This is a genomic window from Mycetocola sp. BIGb0189 (assembly GCF_024810155.1).
In the GTDB taxonomy this organism is placed as follows: domain Bacteria; phylum Actinomycetota; class Actinomycetes; order Actinomycetales; family Microbacteriaceae; genus Mycetocola; species Mycetocola lacteus.
On the sequence record NZ_JANUED010000002.1, the window covers coordinates 177,878 to 198,363 of the forward strand.

The following is a 20,486-nucleotide window of genomic DNA, read 5'->3' on the forward strand; positions in this document are numbered from 1 at the left end:
TAAATCCCGAGTTTATTGACGCATATTTCCGTTCCGGGCACACCGCCTAAACCCAGTCATTTGCGCGTTTGATGGATGCATGACGAACCCATGCACTCGCGAACGCCGAGCCTGAACCATGCTCGGGTTTTTGGCACGCCGACTCGGCATCAACACGCTGCTGGTGGTCCTAGCCACCGCCCTCTCGTATGTGGTGGCGAGCCTTGTGATGGACCCCGGAGCGCGCTTTCGCCTCCAGACCCCGCCCCTGGGACCGGACGCGATCGCGGCCAAGCTGGCGGCCATCGGTGCGGACCCGCGGGAGCCGGTGCTGAGCCGCCTGGGTGCGTGGGCTCGCGGCATCCTATGGGAGGGCAACCTGGGCACGGGGCTCGCCGGGGAGAACATCACCCAGGAGATCGCCGGACGTGCGGGCACGAGCCTGCGGCTGCTGGTGATCGGATCGCTGCTGGCGGCGGTTGTGGGCATCGGCCTGGGCGTGTGGGGTGCCGTTCGTCAGTACCGGCTCTCCGACCAGGTTGTGGGGATCCTCTCCTACATGGTGTTCGCGACCCCCACCTTCGTGCTTGCGATCCTGCTGATGATCGCCGCCACCGCACTCAATTCGGCGCTCGGATTCCAGTTTCTGGAGTTCACCGGGGAGGGGGGCGAGGCGGGACAAACCGGGCTCGCGCTGCTCGGCGACCGGATCGGGCATCTGGTCCTACCCACCCTGGTGCTGGTGCTGATCGGGGCCGCCGGCTACTCCCGGGTGCAGCGCTCGGCGATGCTTGATGTACTGTCGGCCGAGTATATTCGGACGGCCCGGGCCAAGGGACTGCGGCGCACGCAGGCAATCTGGCGACACGGCGTGCGGGTGGCGATCATCCCGATGTCCACGTTCCTCGCCTACAGCCTGGGCACCCTGATCGCCGGATCGGCGGCCATCGAGATCGTTTTTTCCTGGAACGGGGTGGGCCGCTACCTGGTTTCCAGCATCGGTCAGGGCGACATCAATGCCATCGCCGGCGGCACCGCATTTGTCTCGGTTGTGCTGTTGATTGCCGCGAGCCTGTCGGATGTGCTGTTTGGGCTCCTGGATCCGCGGGTTCGGGGTGCCCGATGACCGCGCCGCTGCTGAGCGTGGATAGCCTCCGGGTCGCTTTCGCCTCCGCCACCCCGGTGGACGGTGTTTCGCTGAGTATTCGCGCGGGGGAGTGCGTCGCCCTGGTGGGTGAAACGGGCTCAGGGAAAACCCTCACCGCACTCGCCATCATGGGATTGTTGCCTGGTTCAGCCCGGGTCACGGGAGAGATCGTCCTGGACGGACTGCCGCTCCCGGTGGGCGATGATGCGGCCATGTCGCGGCTGCGGGGACGCCGGGTCGCGATGATCTTTCAGGATCCGCTGCTCGCGTTGAACCCGGTACGTCGCGTGGCCGCGCAGCTTCGCGAGGCCATCCGGATCCACGCGCCCGGTCTGGGACGGGCCCGGGTTGACGCGCGGGTGGCCGAACTGCTCCGCCTGGTGGATCTCGAACCGAACCAACAGAACCTGGCCGCCTATCCGCACGAGTACTCCGGCGGAATGCGGCAGCGTGCGATGATCGCGATGGCCATCGCTCATGATCCGGCCCTGCTGATCGCCGATGAGCCGACGACAGCGCTGGACATGACCGTGCAGGCGCAGATTCTTGAGGTCCTGCGGAGGGTGCGCGAGCGGACCGGGACCGCGATTCTGCTGGTCACCCACGACCTGGGAATCGTCGCGGCCGAGGCCGACCGCACCGTGGTGATGCGGGCGGGCCGGGTGCGTGAGAGCGCGCGAACCGCGATCATCCTGGGTGCCCCCACCGATGGGTATACCTCGTCCCTGGTCGCCGCGGCTTCCCGGTTTGCATGGGAGAGAGCGCGCGTCATACCGACGGCCGAGCCGGCCGTGACGGAACCGGTCGGCACACTGCTGCGCGTGGAAAACCTTCACGTACGCTATCCGCGTGCCCGCACCGTGCGGGGGACATCGGTGCATGCCGTGCGCGGGATCTCGTTTGCGCTCAACCGGGGGCAAACCCTCGCGCTGGTGGGTGAGTCGGGGAGCGGAAAGACCAGCACCGCCCGGGCAATCCTGGAGCTCCAGCCCCCGACCGGGGGAACCATCACGATCGAGGGGCGTGACGTGGCGACCCTCAGCCGCCGCGAACGTGTCCGGCTGCGTCCGGACGTGCAGATGGTCTTTCAGGATGCCTCGGGAGCGTTGGATCCGCGGATGAACGTGGAACAGTTGATCTCCGAGGCACTCCCGCAGATCCGCGACGCGTCGCAGCGCACCCGCGAGGTTGCGGAGCTCCTGGGCCGGGTCGAACTCCCGGCCGCCCTGCGCTCGCGCGCCGCCCACGAACTCTCCGGTGGTCAGCGTCAGCGTGTGCAGCTGGCGCGGGCGCTGGCGGCCACACCCCGGCTGCTGGTGCTGGATGAACCGCTCTCGGCCCTGGATGTGGGTGTGCGCGGGGAGATTCTGGACCTGCTGATCCGGTTACAGGAGGAGACCGGCATCGGATATCTGCTGATCGCCCACGACCTGGCCACGGTGCGCGAGATCGCCCAGCGCACGGCGGTGATGTTTCGTGGGGAGATTGTGGAGGCCGGGGCAACCTCGACGGTGCTGGGTACCCCACGGCAGGCGTATACCCGCAGCCTGATTGCGGCCATCCCGCGGGCCCCGGCACCGCCCGAGCATTCCCATCCCGCGGGCGCACCACCGAGCACCCACCGCGCGATCGGGGGCCGCCATGAGTGAGACCATCGCCCACCTGGAGAAGGCCGGCGGCGGGCGTTTCCTTGGTCGACTGATCCGACGTCCGAGATTCTGGGTGGGCGGCGGTGCACTGTTGCTGATCGCCCTGTGGCTCTATGTGAGCCCGCTGGTGTGGCCGGTGGATCCGCTGGCACGCGACACCCTCGCCCTCGGCGTGGGCCCGGACGTCGAACACTGGCTGGGCACCAATGACATCGGTCAGGACATGTATGCGCGGGTGGTCGTGGGTCTGCGCATCTCCCTTCTGATCGGACTGATCGCCGGTCCCGGTGCCACGCTGATCGCCGCGGTGCTGGGGGCCCTGGCCGGCTATGCCGGGGGATCCATCGACCGCCTCATCTCGGGGTTGATCCGGTTGCTGCTGGTGCTGCCCGGGCTCCTACTCCTCGCTCTGATCAGCCCGCTGTTTCGCGGATCATCCTGGTTCACGATGACGCTGTATCTGGCCGGGTTCGGCTGGATGATCATGGCCCAGGTGGTGCGCGGCCAAACCCGGTCGCTGCGCGAGCGAGAGTTTGTTGTGGCGGCACGCTATCTGGGAGTTCCGACACGACGGATCATCGCCCGGCATATCCTGCCCAACATTGCCTCACTGCTGATCATCGACGCGACCGTCGGGGTTTCGGTGGCAATTCTTGCCGAGGCCGGTCTGTCCTTCTTTGGTCTGGGGATTCAGGCTCCCGATCTGTCACTGGGCAGCCTGCTGGCGACCGGGGCCCCGGCCGCGACCACGCGTTCATGGCTGTTTCTGTATCCGGCCCTGGCGCTCATCATCACGGTTCTGGCGGTCTCGGTTGTGGGCGATGCCGTCCGAGACACCGTGGACACCGCCTCCAGCGTCCGCCATGACGGCGGATGATCCCACCCACCGCAGCACACACAATAAGGAGAAAATCGATGAACACCACTACCAAAACCCTCGGCGGGGGCCTCGTGCTCCTGCTGGCCCTCTCCCTTGCGGGGTGCAGCCCGGGCACCCGGGAGGCCCGGCCGACCACCGCCGGGGAGCTGCCGACAACGGACTATGACGCCGCCGAACCCGGCGAGCTCAAGGACGGGGGATCCCTGACCCTGCCGTTGGAGAGCTTCCCCGATAACTTCAACTTCTCCCAGCTCGACGGCTATACGGGAGATACGGCATCGGTGATCTATCCGACCACCGTCCGCCTGTTCAACGTCGACGACTCGGGCCAGCGCTCGGTCAACCCGGACTTTGCGACGTCGATCGAGCGGGTGCCCGGCGAACCGTTCACGATCGAATACGCGCTCAACCCCAAGGCGGTGTGGGAGGATGGCACCCCGATCGGGCTGGCCGATTTTGTCGGGACCTGGCAGTCGCAAAACGGGTCGAACCCCGACTACCTGCCGGTGGCCACCACCGGATACGATCGCATCACCCAGATCACCGCGGGGGAGAAGCCCAACTCCGTACGTGTGGTGTTTGACCGTGTCTACGCGAGCTGGCAGGCCCTGTTTTTCCCGCTGCTCCCTCCCGCCGTTACCGCGACGCCGACGGCGTTCAACGAGACGTTCCGCACCCAGGGACCGCCCTCCGCGGGTCCCTTCCGCATCGCCGAGTCCACCCCGGATAAGCTCACCGTGCGCCTGGTGCGCAATGAACGCTGGTGGGGAGCCCCGCCGCGGCTGAGTGAGATTGTGCTGCGCGGGGTGGACCAGTCGGCCTCGGCCCAGGCATATGCAAACAAGGAATTTGACGTCTTGGATATCGCCTCCAGCGTCGATGCGTTTAAGACCGCGCAGAGCCGTGCCGATGGCCAGGTGTTCGCATCCAAGGGGCTGCCCTGGACCCACCTGACGCTCAACACGGCGACCGGCCCGCTCGCCGATCTGGCCGTGCGCCAAGCCATCGGCAAGGCGATCAACCGGGAACAGATCCTGCGCTCGGTGGTTGAGCCGATGGGCCTCACCGGCAGCCTGGTGGAAAACTACCTGTACGTGCCCGGACAAAAGGGCTATCAGCCCAACGGCAAGGAGGCACTGAGCTACGATCCGGAAGCCGCCCGGAAGATCCTGGACCGCGCCGGATACACCGGAGAGAAGGTCCGATCCAAGGACGGGGTACCGCTGAAAATCGACATTACGATCCCCGCGGGCATAGCCACGAGCAGGCAGCGGGTGGATCAGATTGCCGCGGATCTGGCCGAGGTGGGGATCCAGGCCGTCGCCAATGAGGTGCCGACCTCCGGACTGTTCAAGGACTTTGTCACGCCCCGTCAGTTCAGCTCCACGATCTTTAGCTACTCGGGTGGGCTCGACCCGATCGTGGAAAGCCGCGACTCGTACGCATCGGTGGAGTCCCCGCAAAACTATTCGGGGATTGATGATCCGCGCCTGGCCGCACTATTCGAGCGGGCCGAGGGGGAGGAAGACCCGGAGGTGCAGCGGGCAACCATCAACGAGATTGATCGTGATCTCTGGGAGTCGTTACCGATCATCCCGCTGTTCCAGCGGCCCACGGTGGTGGGAGTTACGAAGGGGCTTGCCAATTTTGGGGCCACCCAGTTTGAACCCACCGATTGGACCCGCGTGGGGTGGCGGAAATAGCGGGGTTTCGCCCCGGTGCGCGAGGTGAACAAACGGGGGAGTTTCCGAGTTAGCCAGGAACCGGTTAGGCTGGATACTCCGTGGTGCGGTAAAATATAACGTTGGGCCGAGCCGCGCCCCACCGTTCACCTCGCCGCATGGGCCCTTCCGCCGCGGCGTCAACACCTGCGAAGGACCTCTTTCATGGCGCTTGCCTCGCGCGCGAATCTCCGAAACGTGGCTATTGTTGCCCACGTTGACCACGGCAAGACCACCCTGGTCGACGCCATGCTCCAGCAGACCAACTCGTTCACCGCCCACGAGCACGTTGAAGAGCGTGCCATGGACTCCAACGAGCTGGAGCGCGAGAAGGGTATTACCATTCTCGCCAAGAACACCGCGATCCAGTATGAGGGTGAGCACGCCACCAACGGCGCGATGACCATCAACGTGATCGACACCCCCGGCCACGCCGACTTCGGTGGCGAGGTGGAGCGTGGTCTGTCGATGGTGGACGGCGTGTGCCTCCTCGTTGACGCCTCCGAGGGTCCGCTGCCGCAGACTCGCTTTGTGCTGCGTAAGGCCCTCGAGGCCAACAAGCCGGTGATCCTGCTGGTCAACAAGACCGACCGTCCCGATGCTCGCATCGATGAGGTTGTCGCCGAGAGCCAGGACCTCCTGCTGGGTCTGGCCTCGGACATGTCCGACGAGCACCCCGACCTGGACCTCGACGCCATCCTGAACGTTCCCGTGGTGTACGCCTCGGGTAAGGCTGGTCGTGCCTCCAGCGTCAAGCCGGAAAACGGTAGCCTGCCGGACAGCGAAAACCTCGAGCCGCTGTTCGCAGCGATCATCGAGCACATCCCCGCTCCGCAGTACGACGACGAGGCTCCGCTGCAGGCCTGGGTCACCAACCTGGACTCCTCGCCGTTCCTCGGTCGTCTCGCGCTGCTGCGCGTGATCAACGGAACCATCCGCAAGGGTGAGACCGTGGCCTGGGTCAAGGCCGATGGCACCCACTCCAACGTGCGCGTCACCGAGCTGTTCATGACCCGTGCCCTGGACCGCTACCCGGCCGAGTCCGGTGGCCCCGGAGACATCGTTGTGGTGGCCGGATTCCCGGACATCACCATCGGTGACACCCTGGCCGACCCCGAGGACATCCGTCCGATGCCGGCCATCGAAATCGATGACCCCGCCATCTCGATGACCATCGGTGCCAACACCTCGCCCCTCGTGGGCAAGGTCAAGGGCCACAAGCTGACCGCCCGCATGATCAAGGACCGTCTGGACCGTGAGCTCGTGGGTAACGTGTCGCTGAAGGTTCTCGACATCGGTCAGCCCGACGCCTGGGAGGTGCAGGGTCGAGGCGAGCTCGCCCTGTCGATCCTCGTTGAGCAGATGCGTCGTGAGGGCTTCGAGCTCACCGTGGGTAAGCCGCAGGTTGTGACCAAGCGCGTTGACGGCAAGGTTCACGAGCCCTACGAGCACCTGACCATCGACGCCCCCGAGGAGTACCTGGGTGCGATCACCCAGCTGCTGGCCGCCCGTAAGGGTCGCATGGAGGGTATGTCGAACCACGGTACCGGTTGGGTTCGCATGGAGTTCGTTGTTCCGGCACGTGGCCTCATCGGCTTCCGTACCGAGTTCATGACCCAGACCCGCGGTACCGGTATCGCCAACTCGCTGGCCGCCGGCTACGAGCCCTGGGCCGGTCAGATCATCACCCGTAACAACGGTTCGATCGTCTCGGACCGCTCCGGTGTGGTTACCCCGTTCGCGATCATCGCCCTGCAGGAGCGCATGAGCTTCTTCGTACAGCCCACCGAGGACGTGTACGAGGGTATGGTCATCGGTGAGAACTCTCGCGCCGACGACATGGACGTGAACATCACCAAGGAAAAGAAGCTCACCAACATGCGTGCGGCTTCCTCTGACTCCTTCGAGTCGATGACCCCGTCGCGCATCCTGTCGCTCGAGGAGAGCCTGGAATTCGCTCGTGAAGACGAGTGTGTTGAGGTTACCCCCGAGGCGATCCGTATCCGCAAGCTGGTGCTGAACGCCGGCGACCGTCAGCGCGAGTACTCGCGTCTGAAGAAGCAGGCCGAGCAGAAGGGCTAGTCCCTCCGCTTCACCCGAACGCCCCGCGGCTCCGAAAGGAGTCGCGGGGCGTCGTGTGTTCTAAACAGGACGACAGGTGAAGCCGAAACTACCGCTCAGCAGGGTGCCAAAGTTCACGGTGATGCGGGTGGATTGGGCTGCGGACCAGCCCACCGTGTACGAGTTACTCGATGCGGGGACGAGCTGGACTGTCCGCACGTCAATATCGATGGGACCGGAACTACCCAGGAGTGCACCCAGGAGGGCAGAGAGTAGCCCCTGAGAAAGGTTGGTGAACCGTTCCTTCTGCGGGGCCAGCGTGGTGGCGTTAGCTCCGTTGCGCGACATGGTGACCTGGTAGCCAACGTCTGCCGGCGCGCCAGCTGGTTCGGACCAGGAAATCTGGGCACGGGCACCGGGTTCTAGCAGACCTCCATCGGGCAGCTTGCTACAGGTGAGCGGTGCGGGCACCTGGCCGTAAGTGACGGCGGTGAAGGTGGCACCGATGGACTCCCCGTCGGTCCAATCGGCCAGTGTTGAGCGGGTTGATGAAAGGACCATTGAGGCTAGTGTGAGCGAGGTAACCGCGAGGAGGACTCGAAAGTACCGGCGGGGCCGTGTGTGACGGGGGGTATGTGCTCCGCTCATGATGCTCGTTCCCCCTGGCGCAGACGGGCGATGCCGGCGATCAGGATGCCGCTGCCGATTGCGAGGAGCGCCAGCATCATGCGGGTCGGGTCGAGTGCGCCACCGGTCTGCGAGAGGCCACCGGCCGCACCGGGTGCGGGCGTGAGCGTGGCCTCGGGTGTTGCCGGATCGGTGCCCGGCGTGTGGGTACCGGGCTCTCCGGGAACCTCGATGGTGTTGCCATCGGGGTCGGAGATGCGCAGGACAACCTGGCTGGTTGCGGAGGAGGGGACTGCGCGGTCGGGGGCGGTCGGCATGGTGACGGTCATCCGATACCAGCGGGTATCACCGGAGGGAACATCGGAGAAGGTGCGCTGTACCCCGTCGAGAACCAGGGGACCCGTCGTCGTCACGCTGCGTGAGCCCTGCGGACAGACGGTACCCTGCCAGCGCTGCGCACACTCGCTGATTCCGGCGACCAGGCCCAGACGACTCTCACCGGAGGCCGTCATCGAGACCGTGAGTGGCCCGGTGGAGCGCGACTGCACACCCAGATCCCAGGTCACGGGTTCGCCCGGGGTGAGGTTGGCCATCCGGTAGGAATCAGCGACCGAAACCAGCGTGAACGTGCGCGCGGTGAGGGTCTGCTCGGTTGCTCCTTCGGCACGTACGGGTGACGCCGGAGCGAGAAGCGAACCGCCGAGGACGAGAGCAACGGCCAGCGCTGCCGATCCCGTTCCCACACGCGAGCCTATGCCCGCACCGTGCCGGCCACGGCGACGCGGGGGCGCGGTGTTTCGCGGCCAAAATGCCCAGGTCACCAGGGCCGAGAGTGCAATCGTCAGCCCGCCCAGGACCCAGGGATTCCCGAACCACACGATGACGTGGGCCAGGCCCGGCACCGATCCGAGCACGATGCGTGCGTGCAGGATCGTGTATGGGGCCGGGTCCTCGGTCGCGTTGGCGTCACCGCGCATGGTGATGGTGCGCGCCTCGGCGTCGGGTCCCGGGATGATCGAGGTGATGCGGTGGGTGATGGGAAGCTGACCCGGACGATCCACGGTCACCACATCGCCCACCTTCAGCTCGGCGGCCGGAACTTCGCGTACCAGGGCCACCGATCCCGCGGGAATCGTCGGGGCCATCGATCCGGTCTTGAACATGATCAGGGTGATATTGAAGAAAAATGCCAGGATGACCAGCAGAATACAGATCGCTCCGGCCACCGCGGCCAGATTGAGCAGAAGATTGCCCAGACGCGCACTCAGCCGCCGCGCCGGTGGACGAGGCGTGGTGGCACGAGTGGCACGAGTGGCGCGAGTGGGGGGAGGCGGGGTGAGGGTGCTCATCACGCTATCCGGTGGTTCCGCTGATACCCCACACCGCGTTCAGCGTGGTGCCCTGTGCGGCATTGGGGGCGGTTGAGGGAAGGGTGATCGCGAAGCAGTAGGTGATCGTCTGTGTTCCGGCACCGGCGACGGCAAACTGCTCGGAACCGCTGACGGTGGGTGAGCTACCGGCCGGAACTACCACGGTGCCGCCGGTGATTCCCGCGGCGGTGCAGTTCGCCGGCGTGGCCACCCGCGACACCTGGTAGGTGAGATAGGCCCCGAGACCGGTGTTGTTGGTGCCCGAGGCGATCGGGGTCAGCAGACCGCCGGTGCTCCCGGGTGCGGTTTTGACGCTGAAGGGAGCGTAGACGGTTTGCCCAGGCAGCATGGCACCGGCCGTGGGCACGAAGGTCAGCGTGGCACCGCTCCCCGTGGGATGGGAGGTGAAGTTGGTGCCGTCGGTGCTGCCGATAATGTCAAACGTACCGGCCTTGAAGGTCGCCTGGACCACCTCCTGATCGGTCCAGGCGGCGAGGGTGAGGGTTCCTCCCACGCCGAGTACGAGTCCGCCCGCAAGCAGCGCTCGCAGCCGGATCCACGAGGATCCGGCTGCGGCGCGTGAGTGCCGAGTGTGTCGGCCCATCAGAAAACCGACTACAGCGAGGTCGCGGTGATCTGCCAGGTCGCCGTGGTTGTGCCGCCCTGGACCAAGCCCGGAGCGGCGGTCACCACGAAGCACAGCAGTCGAGAGCCACCCGCGGTGGACGCATCAGCACCCTTGGTTAGGGTGATATCCGTAGCGCCGGAGACCGAGGTGAGGTTGGTGCCCGTGGCAATCGGGGTTTGGCTGGTCACGCCGGCGGCGTTACACGTGGCGGTCGGCGCCAGGTTGTACACGCTGTAGGTCAGGTTGGCGGCGTTGGCAGCACCCGAAACAGAGTCGGTGGCGCTCGCGTTGGCGATCCGTGCCGACGCATCGGTGGTGGTGCCCGCGGCCAGGCGCACGAAGTAGGGCGCGTAGGTTACGTTGCCCGGCGAGAGGTTAGATGCCAGCGGTGCCGTAAACGCCAGGGTGGGTGCGGCACCCGCGGTCGCGTGGCTGTCGTAGGTGCCGCCGGCGGTCAGCGATCCCTCAAGATCGAATTTACCGGAGCCGAAAATTCCCTGGACGAATTCGGAATCGTTCCAGGCTGCCAGGGTGACGGCCGCACCGACACCCAGGACGAGTCCTCCGGCCAGGACCGCGCGCACGGCCTTGCGCTTGGAGGTGCGGGGGACCGCGACGGTGTCAGCCGGCGTGGTCGAAGACGACTCGGTCATGGTGAGTTCCTTCGTTGAGCTATTGAGATGGGAGCGCATAACGGGTGCACTTCATCCCAGGCTAAAAAGGGTCAAACCGATAGACTAGCCCCGCTTCAGGGGACAATTAGACAGAAAAAATGCCCCCAAATTAGGGGGCTGACCGGCTAGAAAAGTCCACGTTCCTCGGTCAGGAGCTGGTCCAGGGTATGCCGGGCGATGCCCACCAGATTCGTGTTATCTGGGGCCGAGGAGAGGATCGCGGTGGCCATCAGCAGGGCCCATCCCTGGGCGCGTTCGAGCAGCGGTTCGTCCAGGTCATAGCTGGGCTCGAAGGTGTCAAAAAAGACCGCACGGTCTTCCTTATTCAGGGTCAGCCAGGCGGTGGCCACGTCGGTGGCGGGGTCGCCGGCGGTCAGGTCACCAAAGTCGATGACGCCAGTCAGGGCGCCGTCGAGGGCGATCAGGTTGCCGGGGTGGAGGTCGCCGTGCAGCCAGAGTGCCGGTCCGTTCCAGACCGGTGCGCGCAGGGCCTGTTCCCAGATTTCCAGGAGCTCGGGAGACTGCGGAATGGTGCCTCCGAGCAGTCGGCCGCGCACGTCGTGGTCACGGTTTTGCAGCGGCACCCCGCGGTACGCATTGGCGGGTGCGCTAGCCGGTGCCGCGCGCTGAAAGTCCGCCACAAAGCGCGCGAGGTCGGCGGCAACCTGGGAGCGTTCGGCCACCGGCAGCGAGGCGACGGTTTCCCCCTCGATCCAGGGCACGATCGACCACGGTCGCGGGAACTCCGCACACGCCTTGCCGGCGAGCAGTGCCACCGGAGTCTGGGTCGCCACGCCCTCGCTGAGAACCGGCAGCCAGCGCTGTTCGATCTCGATCAGATCCGCCGCGTGTGCCCGCCGGGGCAGCCGAACCGCGTGGGCCGGACCGACCCGATACATGACCGCATCAAAACCCTCACCCGACGCTACCGGCGCGTGGTGCGCCAGTGCGGGTGCGCCGGATCGCAGCAGCTCCGAGACCAGGGCCTCGTCGATGCGGATATCGGCGGCGGGAAGGTGGGTCATGAGGCGTGCGCGTGCGTTCCTTTTCGGGGTAGGAATAAAGGGCAGAAGTTTTTAGAATACGCCAGTGTGGGGCAACACGCCTCATCGACGCAGGGTTTTGCCCTATCCAAAAATGCCTGCCCCGATGTGCTCGCCGGGCTTCGCCCCCGGTGGCACGGCAAAAATCGCCGATCCAACATGACGAATGTACTCATTAAGTAAATCTGAGTGACCGAGCTGCTTTTGGATGGGGATGAACGCAGTCCGGGGGTCAGCCTGGAACGCCAGGAAAAACAGGCCCGCGTTGAGCCGGCCCAGCTGATCATTGCCGTCCACATAGTTATAGCCGCGACGCAGCAGTCGTGCTCCGTGGTTGTGGTCGGGGTGGGCGAGGGCCACGTGGGAATCCATCGCGAGTTTGCGACCATCGGGGCCCGCATGGTTGAACCTCACCGGGGTGAACTCGTCGCCACCGGAGAGGGGAGAGCCGGTGCCCTTCGTGCGGCCCATGACGTGCTCCTGCTCGTCGAGGCTCGTGCGATCCCAGGTCTCGATGATCATCCGGATCTTGCGGGCCACCAGGATGCTGCCCCCGGCCAGCCAGGAGTTTCCGCCGACCCAGACGTCCTTATTCACCACGTCGGTTTCCTCGGCGGTGATGTTGGCAGTGCCGTCCTTGAATCCGAACAGGTTGCGCTCGGTGACCTGCGCCTTCGAGGTTGAGGAGGTGCGCCCAAATCCGAGCTGGGACCAGCGGATCGAGGCGCGTCCAAACGCGATCCGGGACAGGTTGCGGATCGCGTGCACGGCGACTTGCGGATCGTTGGCGCAGGCCTGAATGCACAGATCTCCGCCGCTGGATGCCTCCTCCAGGGCGTCGCCGGCAAAGGTGGGGAGGTCCACCAGCTCGGCGGGCCTGCGGGACGCCAGACCGAAGCGGTCGTTGCCGTGCGCGTCGGTAAAGACGCCGGGCCCGAAGCCGAAGGTCAGCGTCAGTCCACTCGCGGGCAGACCCTGGGCTTCACCGGTGTCATCCGGCGGGGCGAGGGCCGGTCCGCCCACGGCACCGGTTTCGGAGACGTCGAGGCCGCGGGTGAGCCGGTCGGCGGCGGCCGTCCAGTCCTCCAGTAGCGCGATCAGATCGGCCCGGGTAGTGCCGGGGGTGATGTCATACGCGGCGAAGTGCAGTCGATCCTGGGTGGGCGTAACGATGCCCGACTGGTGCTCACCAAAAAACGGGTACTGCGTGTTGGTGTCGGCTGCGGCCACCGCGGTGGCGGTGATCGCGCCGCCGACACCGCCGAGCGCGAGCCCGCCCAGGGCGGCCCCGGCGAGGCCCAGCAGGCCTCGCCGGCTGACTCCGGACGTGGGTACAGCGGTTTCCGAGGGAGACTCGGAGGGGGATGCCGTCACGGATGCGTCGGCGGGTTCGCGCTCGGTGTCACTCACTTGGAGGAAACCCCGAGGACCGTGTGGGTGAGCTTGGACAGCGGCTCGGAGAGCGCGTTGATCGCGTCGGAGAGCTCCTTGACCTGATCGGTGGTCAGCGTGTTGTAGGCCACAAAGCCCGTATCGAGCGACCCGTAGGTTGCCAGCATCTTGTTGAGCGCGTCGAGCTTGGCATCGATCGACTCGACCAGCTTGGCACCGTCGGAACCCGAGGCCTTGGCGATGTCACGCACGTTGCCGTAGGCGACCGCCGCGCCCTCCACGTTGGCCTGGAAGTCGTATAGGTCGGTGTGCGAGAACTCGTCCTCCTCGCCGGTGATCTTCGAGGTGGCAACCTCGTCGAGCAGGCCGATGGCGCCGTTGGAGATGTCGTCCAGGCTCACGGTGAACTTGGGCTCGTGGACCAGGTCGTAGAGCTTCTGGATGTTCTGCTCCAGCCCGTCGGCGAGCTCGGCGCGTCCGGCCGGATCGCTCGGGGTGAAGCCCGCCGGGGCCCACAGGTCCTTTTCGATCCGGTGGAAGCCGATGAAGGGCACGCCGTCCTCGCTCGCATCACCCTCGCGGATGTCGATCTTGGGGTCGAGGTCGCCGAAAGCCTCGGCGGTGGGCTCGATCCGCTCGTAGTTCACGCGGGCCGGACCAAACAGGGCCCGAGCCTTCTCGTCGTCGCCGTTGCGGTAAGCCTCGGTGAACTCCTTGACCGCGGGGACCAGTGCGGCGGTGCGGTCCTTGATGTACCCGATGTAATTGGTCACGGCGGTGTCGATCTGCTGCTGCTTGCTGGCGTCCACCTTGGCGGACTTGCCGGTCACCGTGAACTTGGTGGTGCCCACACCCTCGCCAACCATGCCGGTCTTGCACTCGGTGTAGTAGGTACCGGGCTCCAGGTGGGTGACATAGTCGACGCTCTGACCCGGGGTGATGTTCTCCTTCTCGCCCACGATGCGCAGCTTATCGGCGGCCAGGATCTCAAACTCGTTGACCTGGGAGCCGGTGTTCTTGGCGGTGAACTTGACGGTGCCCGCCTGCGCCGTGTTCGCCGAGACCACGCAGGTGGTGTCGGTGATGTCCACGGTGAGCGCCTCACCCGATGTCGGGTTATTGGGCACGCAGCCGGCCAGGGCCAGCACCAGCAGGGCCGCTCCGGAGGTGAGGCCGACGAGGCGGGCGGGGCGGATGGTGGACACGCTCATGCGGTTTCTCCAAGCGGGGTAGTGGGAACGGGGGTGGGAGCTGGGCGTCGCTTTGAGCGCACCAGCCGGGTGAAAAGAATCAGGGCGATGACGAGATAGAGGACCCAGGCGATCACCTGGAGCGGGGTGGGGATCGGAGTGAACCCGAAGATGCCGCCCAGGACCGAGCCCAACGGGCTGGTGGGCGGAATCAGACCGCTGATGTCATAGAGCGGGGCACCCCAGCCGGGTAGCGCGCCGGCCTCCTGCAGATCGCCGATGCCATAGGCGAGCACACCCGCGGCGACCACAATCAGGGCAAAACCGGTCCAGGTGAAAAAGCGCGAGAGGTTGATGCGCAGCAGGCCACGATAGATCAGGATTTCGATCACCACGGCGGTCAGGATCCCCAGCAGCACACCGGTGAACGCCCCCCAGGCGGCCCCCGAGGTGGCATCGGTGCTGGGACCCACGGTGGACCAGACAAACAGGGCGGTTTCGATGCCCTCGCGGCCGACGCTGAGGAAGGCGAGCAGGACGATGCCCCAGCCCGCGCCCTGGGCGGCCTTATCGATGCCCGAGCGCAGGTTGCCGGCGAGCTCGGCGGCGGTGCGGCCCATCCAGAACACCATCCAGGTCACGAATCCGACGGCCACGATAGACAGACCGCCGCCGAGGATTTCCTGGGCCTGGAAGCTCAGTCCGTAGGGGCCCCAGGTGAGAATCGCGCCCACGCCGAGGGCGAGAACAATCGCGATCCCCACACCAAACCAGACCCGGCCGAGGAGGTCGCGGCGGTCGATTTTGACCAGATAGGCGATGAGAATGCCGACGATGAGGGCGGCTTCAAGCCCCTCACGCAGACCAATGAGGTAGTTAGCAAACAACGTGGTTATCAATTCACGAAGGGGCGGTCGAACGCGCCAAGGCGCGGATCCGAGGGCCGGAACGAGTGGGAATTACGGTCGCTCGTGGCGTCTACGGGTGCCGTGAAATGAAGGCTAGCATGCCCTAAGTAGACACGGAAGCCTGGTGTCCGAGATCGGCACCCGGCGCACCTCCCAGGGAAGGGCGGAGTAGACTAGCCGGGTGAGTAGTCCTGTCGATTTCCCCCAGCCCACTCGGAGCACTCCGAGTGGACCCGTGGTGACGACGCCCGCCTACGCCGCGGGCCCGGCCGAAACCGAGTCGAAGACCTCACGCATGCCGAGTATGGTGCTGGGATTCCTGCTGGGTGCGCTGGTGGGAGCAATCGGAACGGTTGCCCACCCCAATACCCTGAGCATTGCCGGTGCCGAGATCCCCTACGGACTCCTGCTTGGCCTCCTGGCCTCGCTCGCGCTGATGATGGGAATGCGTCTGCTCTATCCCGGCCGTGGGGCCGTGATTGCCACCGGCATCGGTCTGGTGGGCATGATCGCGCTGTTCACCCTGCCGGGCCCGGGCGGTGCGGTGCTGATCGACCAGTCGCTGTACTCGCTCGTGTGGACCCTGGGTCCCGTGCTGATCGCCACGATCGTGATCGCCTGGCCGCGATTCACCGCACCCGTGCGTCGCATCCCCGAGCAACCCGGGGTGCCCGGTAACTCCGAGCACCGCGCCTAAAACCTTTTCTATTCGTTCTGTTCTGAAGGGACCGTTTCACCGTGACCTACGTCATTGCCCTGCCCTGTGTGGATGTTAAAGACCGCGCCTGCATCGATGAATGCCCCGTCGACTGCATCTATGAGGGCGAACGGTCGCTGTACATCCACCCCGACGAGTGCGTGGACTGCGGTGCCTGTGAGCCGGTATGCCCGGTCGAGGCCATCTACTACGAGGATGACCTTCCGGACGAGTGGGCCGACTACTACAAGGCCAACGTCGAATTCTTCTCGGAGATCGGATCCCCGGGCGGCGCGGCCAAGCTCGGTACCCTGGACTTTGATCACCCGGTGATCTCCGCCCTGCCCCCGCAGGCGGGCTAACGGTGGCGCTGCAGCCGCTCCCGGATTACCCCTGGGACACGCTGGCACCGTTTATCGAGACGGCAAAATCACACCCCGAGGGGATGATTGACCTCTCGATCGGTTCTCCGGTGGACCCGACCCCGGATGTGATTCGGGCGGCGCTCGCCGAAGCCACCGACGCCCACGCGTACCCGACCACGATCGGGACCACGGATCTCCGGGTCGCGATTGGTGACTGGTACGCCCGTCGCCGCGGGGCCAGCGGGCTCGGTGTCGACGCGGTTCTGCCCACGATCGGCTCCAAGGAACTGGTGGCGCTGCTGCCCTTCCTGCTGGGTCTCGGGGCGGGAGACACCGTGGTGGGACCGCGCGTGGCCTACCCAACCTATGCGATCGGTGCGGCCATCGCCGGTGCCGAGTTTGTGGCCGCCGACGATCCGGCCGAGTGGCCCGAATCGACCCGCCTGATCTGGCTCAACAGCCCCGGTAACCCCGACGGCCGCGTGTGGTCCATCGAGGATCTGGCTGTGCGGGCCGAACGTGCCCGCGAACTGGGCGCGGTGATCGTCAACGACGAGTGCTACGCCGAGCTGGGCTGGGATGAGCCGTGGGATGAAACCCCGATCCCCAGCATCCTGGATGACCGCCTGGGCGACCGTACCGGACGCCTGGCCATCTACTCCCTGTCCAAGCAGTCAAACCTGGCCGGGTACCGTGCGGGCATCGTGGCCGGAGACAGCGCTCTGATCGCGCGCCTGGTCACCGTCCGCAAACACGCCGGGCTGATCGTGCCCGCGCCGCTCCAGCATGCGATGACCGTGGCCCTCGGCGACGATGCCCACGTGGCAGCGCAGCGCGAGATCTACCGCGCCCGCCGCGCGGTGCTGCTGCCCGCGCTCGAGGCCGCCGGGTTCACCCTGGAGGGAAGTGAAGCGGGTCTTTACCTTTGGGTAACAGAGGGTAAGCCAGCATTGGAATCACTCGGACACCTCGCCGAACTCGGTATCATGGCCGGGCCCGGACACTTCTACGGAGACTTTTCCCCTCAGCACGTCCGTCTCTCGCTGACCGCGAGTGATGCGGACATTGCCCGCGCCGCAACCCGGCTGCGTGCACGTTCGACCGAGGGGAACCAAACTCCGGCGGCGTAGCCGGAAAAAATAACGGGGAATCCCAAACGAACATCGAGATGGCGTAATTTCCATCTCAATACCCGATTAGGATGGGAGCGAACCTTCCCCAAATGAGGCCTCTACCCCGAGTGCCGTACCCCGGGCCGCCAGCGTAGACGACTGCGCAGGTGGCCACGAGCGAAAATCAACCAAGGAGGCACCGTGGGCGACAACGGAGCGCACAACGATCTTGCCGGGCAGAAAGCTACCCTGACCTTTGCGGGCGGCAGCGCCGAATTCCCGATCCTGGGCGCAACCCAGGGCGCGAGCAGTCTGGACGTGTCATCGCTGACGCGCCAGACCGGACTGACCGCACTGGACTACGGTTTTGTGAACACCGCGGCAACCAAGTCCAAGATCACCTATATCGACGGTGACGAGGGAATCCTGCGCTACCGCGGTTACCCGATTGAGCAACTGGCTGCCGGATCCACCTACCTTGAGGTGGCGTGGCTGCTGATCTACGGCGAGCTGCCCACCGCCGACCAGCTGGGCGAGTTTGACGAGCGGATTCGCCGTCACACCCTGCTGCACGAAGACCTCAAGCGCTTCTTCTCGGCTCTGCCGCACACCGCACACCCGATGTCGGTCATCTCCAGTGCCCTTTCGGCCCTGTCGACGTACTACGAATCCGGTGCCGACCCGCACGATCCCGAGCACGTCGAGCTGACCACCATTCGTCTGCTGGCCAAGCTGCCGGTGATTGCCGCGTATGCACACAAGAAGTCGCTGGGTCAGGCGTTCCTGTACCCGGACAACAACCTGAGCTTCGTGGACAACTTCCTCAAGCTCAACTTCGGCAACATGGCCGAGGACTACGAGATCAACCCGGTGCTCTCCACCGCGCTAGATCGCCTGCTGATCCTGCACGCGGATCACGAGCAGAACGCCTCGACCTCGACCGTGCGCCTGGTCGGCTCGACCGGTGCCAACCTGTACGCGTCGATCTCGGCGGGCATCAACGCCCTCTCGGGCCCGCTGCACGGTGGGGCCAACGAGGCCGTGCTGGAGATGCTTGGCCGTATCCAGGACTCCGGCGAGGGCGTCAAACGCTTCGTCGAGCGGGTCAAGAACAAGGAAGACGGCGTCAAGCTCATGGGCTTCGGGCACCGCGTCTACAAGAACTACGACCCGCGCGCCAAGCTGGTCAAGGAGAGCGCGACCGAGGTCCTCCAGGCCCTCGGCGTCAAGGACCCGATGCTGGATCTGGCCATGGAGCTTGAGCAGCTGGCCCTCGAGGACGACTACTTCAAGGAGCGTCGCCTGTACCCCAACGTCGACTTCTACACCGGCGTAATCTACAAGGCCATGGGCTTCCCGACCCGCATGTTCACCGTGCTCTTCGCGATCGGCCGCCTGCCCGGCTGGATCGCCCACTGGCGCGAGATGAACCTCGACCCGCAGAACAAGATCGGGCGGCCGCAGCAGTTGTACATCGGCGAGCCCGAGCGCGATCTGCCGCAGCGCTAACGAGGCCGCAGCAGCACTGTGTCTGCTTCGACAATCGGCGAGCCCGAGCGCGATCTGCCGCAGCGCTAACGAGGCCGCAGCAGCACTGTGTCTGCTTCGACAATCGGCGAGTCGGAGCGGGATCTGCCGCAGCGCTAACGAGCCCGCGCATAACAACGCCACCCTCTGTTGAGGGTGGCGTTGTTGTGTGTCAGGGGGCTATTTCGGTGCGGAGTGGCCTTCCGCGACGAATGCCGCGTCACCATACTCGTATGGTTTTTAGACGTGTGTACCGTGTCGCGACGCAGGCGACTGTTGGTCCATGTCTGGACAACGAATCGATAAACGACATTCGCGTGTTCGGATTGCGCTAACGTCTTGAATCACGCTTCAGTTCAACCAGGACGTTGATAGCCTGCGCCGCGATCCCACGACCAGTGGAACCCGCCCGTGCCAGAAGGGAGCCGTTGTGCGTTGCAAAGGCACAGGACAGGCCGGGAACCCTATGCTGGGGCCATGACGTCGATCCCTCCCAGTACGCACAGCGAGCCTGCCGTGCGGTCGAAACGCGCGCCTGGCACGCCGGAGTCCGCCTGGCTCAACATGGTGGGTGGCCTCGCCGCGCTCGTCATTCTGTTGGTGCCGCTGATCGTGGTCCCAAACTCCGGGTCGCGCTATTTTGAACCGCAGATCGTGTTCTTCGGGGGACCGTTGGTGGTACTCGGCTCCATTGAGGTCACCCGTCTGGTTGGGCATATCCGAGACCTCTCCCACGGTAACGTCATCCTGGTTGTGGCCGCCGCTCTGGGGCTGGGCGGTGCGTGGGGCATGCCGGGGCTCACATTTGGCCTGATCCAGTCGATCCTTGGGTTTGCCGACGGTCCGGTAAAACATCCGGTTCCGTTGCTGGTAGTGGACGCCTGCCTCATTCTGGTGTGGGTGGCGGTGGCGGTCATCGTATTGCGTACGTCCGGATGGGTGCCCCGGCCCCGCGCCACCAGGCTCCACCGAATCGTGGGGAGGGTGATTTTTGCCATCGGTTTGACCATCCCGGTGTTTGTTGGTTTCGGTGTCGGCGGTATCGGCGTGAGCGTCGTAGATGTGGGCGCTGCGCTATTGTCGGCGGTGGTCATCCCGCTGATGGCGCTATGGACCTACCTGCCCGGTTACCTTCTCGGGGTGTTGCTGGCGAGTGGATTGATTGGGATTGCGCGCGCCGGGGCACCGAGCCCCGAGGCGGCCGGGGGAGTCCCCCTGAGTACCCGGCGACGCCGAACACCAGTGATCCTGATCGGCGTCTCGCTCTCGACGACGACCCTGGGCTGGCTCCTCGCCCTGGACCGAGTCGCGAGTGTGATCTTCTCGCTCTCCCCGGGTGAGTATCTTGGATCGCCCTCCCCGAGTATCGCGATCACGGTCCTCATGCTGGTGGCGCTGAGCTGCGCAATCGGTGCCCTCACGATCCCCGCGGAATCGTCCACAATCTGGCTCGTCTCATCCGCCGCGGTGTTGACCGCTATTGCGCTGTTTGTCACGTGGATCTAATTCATTCGTT

At 65.5% G+C, this 20,486-nt stretch carries 18 protein-coding genes; 10 read left to right on the plus strand and 8 right to left on the minus strand.

Annotated elements, in window-relative coordinates; translation table 11 throughout:
* The first annotated feature begins 130 nt into the window (after positions 1-130).
* The 5 genes from M2390_RS03265 (at position 131) to typA (ending at position 7,458) form a co-directional block, all read left to right on the plus strand.
* Positions 131-1,105: an ABC transporter permease gene (locus M2390_RS03265; protein WP_259177026.1), complete on the plus strand. Its 975-nt coding sequence runs from the start codon at positions 131-133 to the stop codon at positions 1,103-1,105.
* Positions 1,102-2,775 carry an ABC transporter ATP-binding protein gene (gene nikE, locus M2390_RS03270; protein WP_259177027.1) on the plus strand — a complete coding sequence of 558 codons (1,674 nt, stop codon included), beginning with the start codon at positions 1,102-1,104 and terminating at the stop codon, positions 2,773-2,775. Before M2390_RS03265 ends, nikE begins: the two co-directional genes overlap by 4 nt.
* Complete coding sequence (locus M2390_RS03275) at positions 2,768-3,652, plus strand: ABC transporter permease (protein WP_259177028.1); 885 nt, start codon at positions 2,768-2,770, stop codon at positions 3,650-3,652. The genes nikE and M2390_RS03275 overlap by 8 nt, the downstream gene beginning before the upstream one ends.
* Before the next feature lie 38 nt (positions 3,653-3,690).
* Positions 3,691-5,358 (plus strand): ABC transporter family substrate-binding protein, encoded by a 1,668-nt coding sequence (locus tag M2390_RS03280; protein WP_259177029.1) that lies wholly within the window; start codon positions 3,691-3,693, stop codon positions 5,356-5,358.
* 183 nt (positions 5,359-5,541) lie between these two features.
* Positions 5,542-7,458, plus strand: a complete 1,917-nt coding sequence (gene typA / locus M2390_RS03285; protein WP_259177030.1) for a translational GTPase TypA — start codon at positions 5,542-5,544, stop codon at positions 7,456-7,458.
* 60 nt (positions 7,459-7,518) lie between these two features.
* Here the strand turns inward: typA and M2390_RS03290 are convergent, their stop codons facing one another.
* The 8 genes from M2390_RS03290 to efeU all read right to left on the minus strand — a co-directional run bounded on the left by M2390_RS03290 (position 7,519) and on the right by efeU (position 15,248).
* Positions 7,519-7,998: a hypothetical protein gene (locus tag M2390_RS03290; RefSeq protein ID WP_259177031.1), complete on the minus strand. Its 480-nt coding sequence runs from the start codon at positions 7,996-7,998 to the stop codon at positions 7,519-7,521.
* Positions 7,999-8,081: 83 nt separating this feature from the next.
* Positions 8,082-9,413, minus strand: a complete 1,332-nt coding sequence (locus M2390_RS03295) for a S26 family signal peptidase (protein WP_259177033.1) — start codon at positions 9,411-9,413, stop codon at positions 8,082-8,084.
* A 4-nt stretch (positions 9,414-9,417) separates the two neighbouring features.
* Positions 9,418-10,038: a SipW-dependent-type signal peptide-containing protein gene (locus M2390_RS03300; RefSeq protein WP_259177034.1), complete on the minus strand. Its 621-nt coding sequence runs from the start codon at positions 10,036-10,038 to the stop codon at positions 9,418-9,420.
* Positions 10,039-10,049: 11 nt separating this feature from the next.
* Positions 10,050-10,715, minus strand: a complete 666-nt coding sequence (locus M2390_RS03305) for a SipW-dependent-type signal peptide-containing protein (RefSeq protein WP_259177035.1) — start codon at positions 10,713-10,715, stop codon at positions 10,050-10,052.
* Between the two features lie 146 nt (positions 10,716-10,861).
* On the minus strand, positions 10,862-11,761 hold the full coding sequence (locus tag M2390_RS03310) for an aminoglycoside phosphotransferase family protein (RefSeq protein ID WP_259177036.1): 900 nt from the start codon (positions 11,759-11,761) through the stop codon (positions 10,862-10,864).
* Positions 11,762-11,863: 102 nt separating this feature from the next.
* The gene (gene efeB, locus M2390_RS03315) at positions 11,864-13,189 is read right to left on the minus strand and encodes an iron uptake transporter deferrochelatase/peroxidase subunit (RefSeq protein WP_396822462.1); all 1,326 of its coding nucleotides are present in this window, start codon (positions 13,187-13,189) and stop codon (positions 11,864-11,866) included.
* Complete coding sequence (efeO, locus tag M2390_RS03320; RefSeq protein ID WP_121687068.1) at positions 13,186-14,382, minus strand: iron uptake system protein EfeO; 1,197 nt, start codon at positions 14,380-14,382, stop codon at positions 13,186-13,188. Before efeO ends, efeB begins: the two co-directional genes overlap by 4 nt.
* A complete protein-coding gene (gene efeU, locus M2390_RS03325; RefSeq protein ID WP_259177038.1) occupies positions 14,379-15,248 on the minus strand; it encodes an iron uptake transporter permease EfeU in 870 nt (289 codons plus the stop codon). Before efeU ends, efeO begins: the two co-directional genes overlap by 4 nt.
* A 202-nt stretch (positions 15,249-15,450) precedes the next feature.
* Between efeU and M2390_RS03330 the strand changes: the two genes are divergently transcribed.
* The 5 genes from M2390_RS03330 to M2390_RS03350 all read left to right on the plus strand — a co-directional run bounded on the left by M2390_RS03330 (position 15,451) and on the right by M2390_RS03350 (position 20,476).
* Complete coding sequence (locus tag M2390_RS03330; RefSeq protein WP_259177039.1) at positions 15,451-15,966, plus strand: DUF6113 family protein; 516 nt, start codon at positions 15,451-15,453, stop codon at positions 15,964-15,966.
* 41 nt (positions 15,967-16,007) lie between these two features.
* Positions 16,008-16,328 carry a ferredoxin gene (gene fdxA, locus M2390_RS03335; protein WP_121687065.1) on the plus strand — a complete coding sequence of 107 codons (321 nt, stop codon included), beginning with the start codon at positions 16,008-16,010 and terminating at the stop codon, positions 16,326-16,328.
* A 2-nt stretch (positions 16,329-16,330) separates the two neighbouring features.
* Complete coding sequence (gene dapC, locus M2390_RS03340; RefSeq protein WP_310503960.1) at positions 16,331-17,461, plus strand: succinyldiaminopimelate transaminase; 1,131 nt, start codon at positions 16,331-16,333, stop codon at positions 17,459-17,461.
* Positions 17,462-17,644: 183 nt separating this feature from the next.
* Entirely contained in the window at positions 17,645-18,952 is a 1,308-nt protein-coding gene (locus M2390_RS03345; protein ID WP_259177040.1) for a citrate synthase, read from the plus strand.
* A gap of 495 nt (positions 18,953-19,447) precedes the next feature.
* Complete coding sequence (locus M2390_RS03350) at positions 19,448-20,476, plus strand: hypothetical protein (protein ID WP_259177041.1); 1,029 nt, start codon at positions 19,448-19,450, stop codon at positions 20,474-20,476.
* Positions 20,477-20,486: the final 10 nt, after the last annotated feature.

Excerpts from the sequence above, each read along its gene's own strand:
- M2390_RS03295 (WP_259177033.1), bottom strand. The coding sequence starts at position 9,413 with ATGAGCACCCTCACCCCGCCTCCCCCCACTCGCGCCACTCGTGCCACT.
- typA (WP_259177030.1), top strand. The coding sequence starts at position 5,542 with ATGGCGCTTGCCTCGCGCGCGAATCTCCGAAACGTGGCTATTGTTGCC.
- M2390_RS03305 (WP_259177035.1), bottom strand. The coding sequence starts at position 10,715 with ATGACCGAGTCGTCTTCGACCACGCCGGCTGACACCGTCGCGGTCCCC.
- M2390_RS03275 (WP_259177028.1), top strand. The coding sequence starts at position 2,768 with ATGAGTGAGACCATCGCCCACCTGGAGAAGGCCGGCGGCGGGCGTTTC.
- M2390_RS03350 (WP_259177041.1), top strand. The coding sequence starts at position 19,448 with ATGACGTCGATCCCTCCCAGTACGCACAGCGAGCCTGCCGTGCGGTCG.
- M2390_RS03300 (WP_259177034.1), bottom strand. The coding sequence starts at position 10,038 with ATGGGCCGACACACTCGGCACTCACGCGCCGCAGCCGGATCCTCGTGG.
- efeO (WP_121687068.1), bottom strand. The coding sequence starts at position 14,382 with ATGAGCGTGTCCACCATCCGCCCCGCCCGCCTCGTCGGCCTCACCTCC.
- nikE (WP_259177027.1), top strand. The coding sequence starts at position 1,102 with ATGACCGCGCCGCTGCTGAGCGTGGATAGCCTCCGGGTCGCTTTCGCC.
- M2390_RS03310 (WP_259177036.1), bottom strand. The coding sequence starts at position 11,761 with ATGACCCACCTTCCCGCCGCCGATATCCGCATCGACGAGGCCCTGGTC.
- M2390_RS03280 (WP_259177029.1), top strand. The coding sequence starts at position 3,691 with ATGAACACCACTACCAAAACCCTCGGCGGGGGCCTCGTGCTCCTGCTG.
- M2390_RS03290 (WP_259177031.1), bottom strand. The coding sequence starts at position 7,998 with ATGGTCCTTTCATCAACCCGCTCAACACTGGCCGATTGGACCGACGGG.